The organism is Nocardia sp. NPDC051052 (assembly GCF_044456045.1).
In the GTDB taxonomy this organism is placed as follows: Bacteria; Actinomycetota; Actinomycetes; order Mycobacteriales; family Mycobacteriaceae; genus Nocardia.
On record NZ_JBITFL010000018.1, the window covers coordinates 104,116 to 110,541 of the forward strand.

The window sequence follows — 6,426 nt, forward strand, 5'->3', positions numbered from 1 at the left end:
ATGACCCACCTAGGACATCTACCGCCCTAGGTTTCCGGCAGACTGAAACCCATGTTGGAAACCTCCGCGCGACTGCTGCGACTGCTCTCGCTCTTACAGACTCCCCGCGACTGGACCGGCACCGACCTGGCCGAACGTCTCGAGGTGGACGTGCGCACGGTCCGCCGGGACATCGACAAGCTGCGCAACCTCGGTTATCCGGTGGATGCCACGCCGGGCGTCGCGGGTTATCGGCTCGGCGCGGGCGCGAAGCTGCCGCCGTTGCTGCTGGACGACGACGAGGCGGTGGCAGTCGCGATCGGTCTGCGCACCGCGGCGGGCGGCACCATCACCGGGATCGAGGACAGCTCGCTGCGCGCGCTCACCAAACTCGAACAGGTGCTGCCGTCCAGGCTGCGCCATCGCGTCGGCCTGCTTCAGTCGGTCACCGTCACGGTGCGGGCCGGCGGGGCGACCGTCGACCCGGACACGCTCACCGCGATCGCCGGCGCCATCCGGGACAGTCACCGCCTCCGCTTCGACTATCGAAGCCATGACGGCACCACATCTTTGCGCACCACCGAGCCCCACCGCCTGGCGCACACCGGCCGCCGCTGGTACCTCATCGGCTGGGACGTCGACCGCGCCGCCTGGCGCACCTACCGATGCGACCGCCTGCACCCGCGCATTCCGACCGGCCCCCGCTTCACCCCGCGCGAGGCACCCGACGTGGACCTGTCCGGCTATCTCTCCCGGGGAGTGACGAGTTCGCCGTATCGCTATGCCGCTCGCGTCACCCTGGGCGTGCCTGCCGAGATCGCCACCGACCGCATCGCACCCACCATCGGCGCCGTCGAGGCCGTGGACGCCGAAACCTGCGCACTGCGAATAGGTTCGGACTCACTCGACGAATTGGCCGTCTATCTAGCCACTTTCGGCTTCCCATTCCGCGTGCACGAGCCGCCGGAACTCATCGCGCACATTCGCGAGCTGACTACCAGGCTCGCCCAATCCGTCGACTAGCTCAGCCGACGAGTACCGTCTTGCCTTGGGCGTGGCCTTCGATGATGTGTTGTACGGCCGAGGCCGCTTGGGCCAGCGGGTAGCGCTTTTCGATCAGGGGACGGAGCTTGCCGTCGGCGACCAGTCCGGCCAGGAACTCTAGATCCGCGCGGTGCGGGCGCATGAGCAGGATGGCGATCTTCGGGCCGACGAACAGGTTGGTCAGCAAGACCTTTCCCATCCACACGATCGGACCGACCCAGTTTCCGCCCGGGGCACCGGCCGAGGAGACGAAGACGCCCTTCGGGGCAAGTACCTTCCGGCAGTCCCGCAGTGATCGGTTACCGGCCAGGTCGAGCAGCACGTCGTAGCGTCGATCGCTCGCGGTGAAATCCTCACTGGTGTAGTCGATTACGTGATCGGCACCGAGCGATCGCAGCACCTCGACGTGGCGAGTGCTGCACACTGCGGTGACCTCGGCGCCGAGCGCCTTGGCGAGCTGGATCGCGGCGGTACCGACCCCGCCCGAAGCGCCGTTGACGAGCACCGTCTGCCCGGCCTTCAGCTGTCCCACATCGCGCAGCCCCTGGAGTGCCGTCATCCCCGAATCCGGTAGGGCCGCAGCCTCTTCGAGGGATAGTCCCGTTGGCGCGAGGGCAAGCCGCTGCGCTGAGACACACGTGTACTCCGCGAAGGCTCCCGAATTCACCGAGCCGAAAACCGCGTCGCCGGGCCGGAATCCGGTCACCTCGCGCCCGACCGCCACCACTTCCCCGGCCAGGTCGTGCCCGATGATCGGATCTTTCGGTCGCCGCAGGCCGAAACCGAGCCGCAGCAGGTAGGGCGTGCCGGTGAGCAGATGGGCGTCGCCCTGGCAGACCGCCGCGGCACGCACTCGCACCAGAACCTCGTCGGGGCGCGGATCGGGCCGGACGACCACCTCGGTCCGCAGCACCGAACCGGCACCGTACCGCGGGGCGACTATCGCCGTCATAGTGCTGACATCGACCGTTGATTGCGGGCTGCTGGCCTCGGACATCGCATTTCCTCGCCTGAAAACATGTACTTACAGCGTAAGTCGCTCACCACGAAAGGTACGCTTACATCGTAAGTCCGTCAAGAGAGGGGCCGATGCCGAACACATCCGCCAACGGCGCCGCACGCGCGCCGCTCAACCGGGAAAAGGTGCTGCACACCGCCGTTCAGTTTGCCGACGAGCACGGACTCGCGGCCCTGTCCATGCGCAAACTGGCACAGACGCTCGGCGTCGAGGCGATGTCGCTGTACAACCACGTGACCAACAAGGACGACCTGCTCGACGGCATCGCCGATCTGGTGGTCGCCGAGATGGGCGTGCCCGAGATCGGCGGGGACTGGAAGGCGGCCATGCGCGCGCGGGCCATCGCCGCGCACGAGGTGCTGCTGCGGCACCCGTGGGCCAACGGACTGATCGGCACCCGGCTCAACGTCGGCCCGGCCATGCTGCGCTACGTCGATGCCACCGTCGGCTGCCTGCGGGCCGCGGGCTTCTCCTACCCGCTGGCCGATCGCGCATGGAACGCACTGGACAGCCACATCTACGGATTCACCTTGCAGCAGGTGAACTTCCCGCTGCAGCCGGACGAATACGCCTCTGCCGCACAGCAGTTCCTGCCGCTCATCCCGGCGGATCGGTTTCCATACATGAACGCGTTGTCGCAGTTGGTGATCGACGGAAAGCACACGGGTATAGCGGATTTCAGCTTCGGCTTGAACCTGATTCTCGACGGGCTCGAACGGCTCCTCGTCGAAGCCCCGGACTGAGTCTCACACCTTGGCCGATCGGTCGATACCCACCGTCGCCGTCGGATTGGTGACATCTCGAACCACCCGCAGGGCGGCGATCAGCCCGTCGAGCTGCGCGGGCGTCAGCAGCCCGGTGAACCAGCGCTCGACCGCGTCCAGATAGTCGGGCAGCACCTCTTCCAACCGCGCCGCACCCGGCTCGGTCAGCACCGCGTACGCACTGCGCCGATCGCCGGGGTCGAGTTCACGCTCGACCAGCCCCGCCCGCGCCAGTCGATCGACCAGGCGGGTGACGCCGCTGGTGGACAGCGTGGTCTGCGCGGCGAGATCCGTCATGCGCAGCCGCCGGTTCGGCGAACGACTCAGGCGCATCAGCGCATTCAGATCCAGCCCGGACAGGCCGTGCGCCTTCCAGACCGTTTCCAGCTTTGTGACCACGCCTTCGAACGCCTCGAACAGCAGACCCATCGTGGTCAGCCGGGGGTCGTCGAACAGCTCGGTCGCATTCATGACGCCCAACCTACCCGAAGTACTTGCCATGGGGATAGTTGACACTAGGAATACTGCGTTGTAGAAATATGCCAACGCATTATTCCGCATGACAACTACTGGAGTTCTCGATGCCTGACACCACCGCCTGGGTCGCCGGTTTCCGTTCCGCGGTCATCAGCCCGTACGAGCAGGTCAAGCTCACCGAATCGCGGGAATTCGCCGACGAAACCGTGCGTCAGGTGCTGCATCTGGCCGGTGGCGGCGAGCAGTTCCGGATCCACCTGACCAATCTGTTCGGACGGACTCCCCTGGTGATCGGTGCCGCGCGAGTCGCGTTGGGCAAGAATGGCAGCGAGATCGTCGCGGAAACCGACACGGTGCTGAGGTTCGACGGCGCGGACCGGATCATCATCCCCGCGGGCGGTGCCGTGGTCAGCGATCCGGTCGAGCTGGCCGTCGCCGCGGGCACCGATCTCACCCTGAGCCTTTACCTGCCCGAGCCGACCGGCCTCGCGACCCGCTCCCACGAGCCGAGCGAAACCGCCTACGTGGCAACCGGAGACGTCACCGCGGAGCCGAATCTCGCAGCCCCAGAAGAGGTTCCGGCGCGTTTCTACATCACCGGTGTCGACGTGCTCGCCCCTGTTGGCACCCCCGTCGCCGTCGCGTTCGGCGACTCATGGTTCGAAGGCGTCGGCTCGACCATGAGCGCGAACCTCCGCTCGGTGGACGCCCTCAACAACCGACTCGGCCACGGCTGGGCCGTCAATCAGGGCATCGGCGGAAATCGCCTGCTGACCAACGAAATCGGCGTGCCCGGCCTGGACCGCTTCGACCGCGACGTCCGCAGCGTCCCCGGCGCGCGCACCGTCTTGATCAATTTCGGCATCAACGACCTCATCCTCGGCGGCATGTCCGGCGAACCGCACGCCACCACCGACGAACTGATCGCCGGCTTCACCGAGATCGCCCGCCGCGCCCACGAGGCGGGCCTGACCATCCACGCCGCTACCATCGGGCCCTACGCGGGCTGCATCTACCCCGGCATGCCACTCGAGGAGACCCAGCAGACGCGGCGCGAAGTGAACGAATGGCTGCGCACCACCGGCGTTTTCGACTCGGTCTTCGATGTGGCCCGCGCCGTCGAAGACCCCGCCCGCCCCGGCTTCATCGCCCCCCGCTACGACTGCGGCGACGGCATGCACCTCAATGACGCGGGCCACCGCGTCATGGCCGAAACCGTCGACATCGCCGCCCTATTCAACTGGCCGCGCCCAGAGCCGTTGCGCCACAATAACTAACGGCTCTTCCCTCTGAGAATCGCTACGGCGCCAACCCGCGCAACACAATCCCGAGACCGCCACGAAACTCGTCGTCGATCGACATCTTCCTGGCCTGCGCCGCAGTCTGAGTAAGCATCGGGTACTCCTCGGGAGAGAGCTGCGCGATGGCCGTGGTCGCGGGGGCGTTGATCGACGCGTAGTGCTGGTTCTCCAAGGACCCGAGCAGGAACGCGACCAGCGTGCGCTGAGCGATCACTCGATCGGGCCCGGCGAAGCCGCCCTCGGTGAGCACCGCCAGCATGGCCTCCATCCAGCGCAAGGTGGCGGTCGAAGACTTCCGGTGTCGAGGGACCAACGGCACCGTCGCCGAGTGGTTGGCGATGGCGGCCCGCATCCGCTCGAGCAAGGTGGTCAGCCGGTCTCGCCAGGGCGCGTCGGCCGGGGTCGACACGTCGATCCCGGCCAGCACCTCGTCTACGACGAGGACCTCCAATTCCTCCCGGTCGGACACGTAGCGGTACAGCGCCATGGTGGCCATGTGCAGTTCCTTCGCCACCGACCGCATGGTGAGCGCGGCCAGCCCATCGCGGTCGATCACCGCCAGCGCGGCGACCCCGAGATCGTGTTTCGTCAGCGAACGAGGACGTGGCATGGCTTGACAGCGTACAAGCTAGGCGCATACTGGTCGTAGGCGTACAAGGTACGCCTACGAAAGGAAGCGCTCATGTCACTACCGGCCTCCGTCTCCGATCGGGTATTGACCACCATCTCCGGTGCGCCCGTGCACATCCCCGACCCGGACCGCCTGATACACCTGCAATTTCGCCGATTCGCCGGCTGCCCCGTCTGCAACCTGCACCTGCGCTCGATCGTCGCGCGCCGCGCCGAGATCGCGGCCGCGAACATCCGCGAAGTGGTGGTATTCCACTCCAGCGCAACGGAATTACGCACCTACACCGAAGACATTCCACTCGATCTCATCGCCGACCCCACCCGCGAGCTCTACCGAGAATTCGGCGTCGAATCAGCACCGCGCGCGCTACTCGACCCACGCGGCTGGCCCGCCATCCTCCGCGGGGTAACCCACGCCGCCCGCACCGCCCTCCGCAAGCAACAACCCGCTCCCCCAGCAAAACCCGAAGGCGGCCGCCTCGGCCTCCCCGCCGACTTCCTCATCGCCCCCGACGGCCAAGTCCTCGCGTCCAAACACGGCCAACACGTCTACGACCAATGGTCAGTAGACGAACTCCTCGCCCTGGCACGCCTTTCGGAGCCACGCCGTTGACCACCTTCGAAAAGCCCGTCCTGGCAAGAGCGTCCGCCCTGTGCTTCGGTGGCCTGCTGGCAGGCGCGTTCGGCTACGGCGCCGTCAACGTCCTCTACGCATTCCGCGAAGTCCCACTGAACGTCCGCTTCACCTTCCACACGGCGCTGATGTCCGTGAACGGTCCCGTCATGCAATCGCTCATGGGCCTGACCATCCTCAGCTGCCTGGTGCTGGCATTCCGGACAACCGCCCGTGACCGCTGGTTCGCCGGAACCGCGGCAGTTCTGGCCGTTGCCGCATTCCTCATCACCCGTTTCGGCAACGTACCGATCAACCAGCACATCAAGGTGTGGGCGGTGACGTCCCCGCCGCCCGACTACGCCGAGATCCTCAACCGTTGGGAGGCATTCCATTTCGCACGCACCGCCTGCGCCCTCCTGGCCTTCCTCCTGATCGTCACCCGCACCCTGACGCCCGCGAAAAGAGCGACCCCAGGATGACCGTCGAACCAGGAGCGCTGAACTCGGAGTTCTCGGCGGTCAGTGCTCAGTGAGAACAGACGAAACCGCCGGTGCGGAGTGCTGCTGCACTCGGCACCGGCGGATTGCCTTTTGCGTT

At 66.5% G+C, this 6,426-nt stretch carries 8 protein-coding genes; 5 read left to right on the plus strand and 3 right to left on the minus strand.

The genetic code is table 11. The features are described 5' to 3' along the window. The first annotated feature begins 51 nt into the window (after positions 1-51). The gene (locus ACIBCN_RS40225) at positions 52-1,002 is read left to right on the plus strand and encodes a helix-turn-helix transcriptional regulator (RefSeq protein WP_396997558.1); all 951 of its coding nucleotides are present in this window, start codon (positions 52-54) and stop codon (positions 1,000-1,002) included. A 1-nt stretch (position 1,003) separates the two neighbouring features. On the opposite strand, the gene ACIBCN_RS40230 is transcribed toward ACIBCN_RS40225, so the two are convergent. Then, positions 1,004-2,020: an NAD(P)-dependent alcohol dehydrogenase gene (locus ACIBCN_RS40230; protein WP_396997560.1), complete on the minus strand. Its 1,017-nt coding sequence runs from the start codon at positions 2,018-2,020 to the stop codon at positions 1,004-1,006. Between the two features lie 92 nt (positions 2,021-2,112). Between ACIBCN_RS40230 and ACIBCN_RS40235 the strand changes: the two genes are divergently transcribed. Continuing rightward, positions 2,113-2,784 (plus strand): TetR/AcrR family transcriptional regulator C-terminal domain-containing protein, encoded by a 672-nt coding sequence (locus ACIBCN_RS40235; RefSeq protein WP_396997562.1) that lies wholly within the window; start codon positions 2,113-2,115, stop codon positions 2,782-2,784. A gap of 3 nt (positions 2,785-2,787) precedes the next feature. Here the strand turns inward: ACIBCN_RS40235 and ACIBCN_RS40240 are convergent, their stop codons facing one another. Further along, positions 2,788-3,276 (minus strand): MarR family winged helix-turn-helix transcriptional regulator, encoded by a 489-nt coding sequence (locus ACIBCN_RS40240; protein ID WP_396997564.1) that lies wholly within the window; start codon positions 3,274-3,276, stop codon positions 2,788-2,790. 110 nt (positions 3,277-3,386) lie between these two features. Here ACIBCN_RS40240 and ACIBCN_RS40245 point away from each other — a divergent pair, with 110 nt between their 5' ends. Beyond that, on the plus strand, positions 3,387-4,559 hold the full coding sequence (locus ACIBCN_RS40245) for a GDSL-type esterase/lipase family protein (RefSeq protein WP_396997566.1): 1,173 nt from the start codon (positions 3,387-3,389) through the stop codon (positions 4,557-4,559). Positions 4,560-4,581: 22 nt separating this feature from the next. On the opposite strand, the gene ACIBCN_RS40250 is transcribed toward ACIBCN_RS40245, so the two are convergent. Then, positions 4,582-5,193 (minus strand): TetR/AcrR family transcriptional regulator, encoded by a 612-nt coding sequence (locus ACIBCN_RS40250; RefSeq protein ID WP_396997568.1) that lies wholly within the window; start codon positions 5,191-5,193, stop codon positions 4,582-4,584. 72 nt (positions 5,194-5,265) lie between these two features. On the opposite strand from ACIBCN_RS40250, the gene ACIBCN_RS40255 reads away from it, so the two are divergent. Both ACIBCN_RS40255 and ACIBCN_RS40260 read left to right on the plus strand, forming a co-directional pair. Then, the gene (locus ACIBCN_RS40255; RefSeq protein WP_396997569.1) at positions 5,266-5,826 is read left to right on the plus strand and encodes a peroxiredoxin-like family protein; all 561 of its coding nucleotides are present in this window, start codon (positions 5,266-5,268) and stop codon (positions 5,824-5,826) included. Continuing rightward, positions 5,823-6,308, plus strand: coding sequence for an anthrone oxygenase family protein (locus ACIBCN_RS40260; protein ID WP_396997571.1), 486 nt, complete (start codon positions 5,823-5,825; stop codon positions 6,306-6,308). The genes ACIBCN_RS40255 and ACIBCN_RS40260 overlap by 4 nt, the downstream gene beginning before the upstream one ends. Positions 6,309-6,426 lie beyond the last annotated feature (118 nt).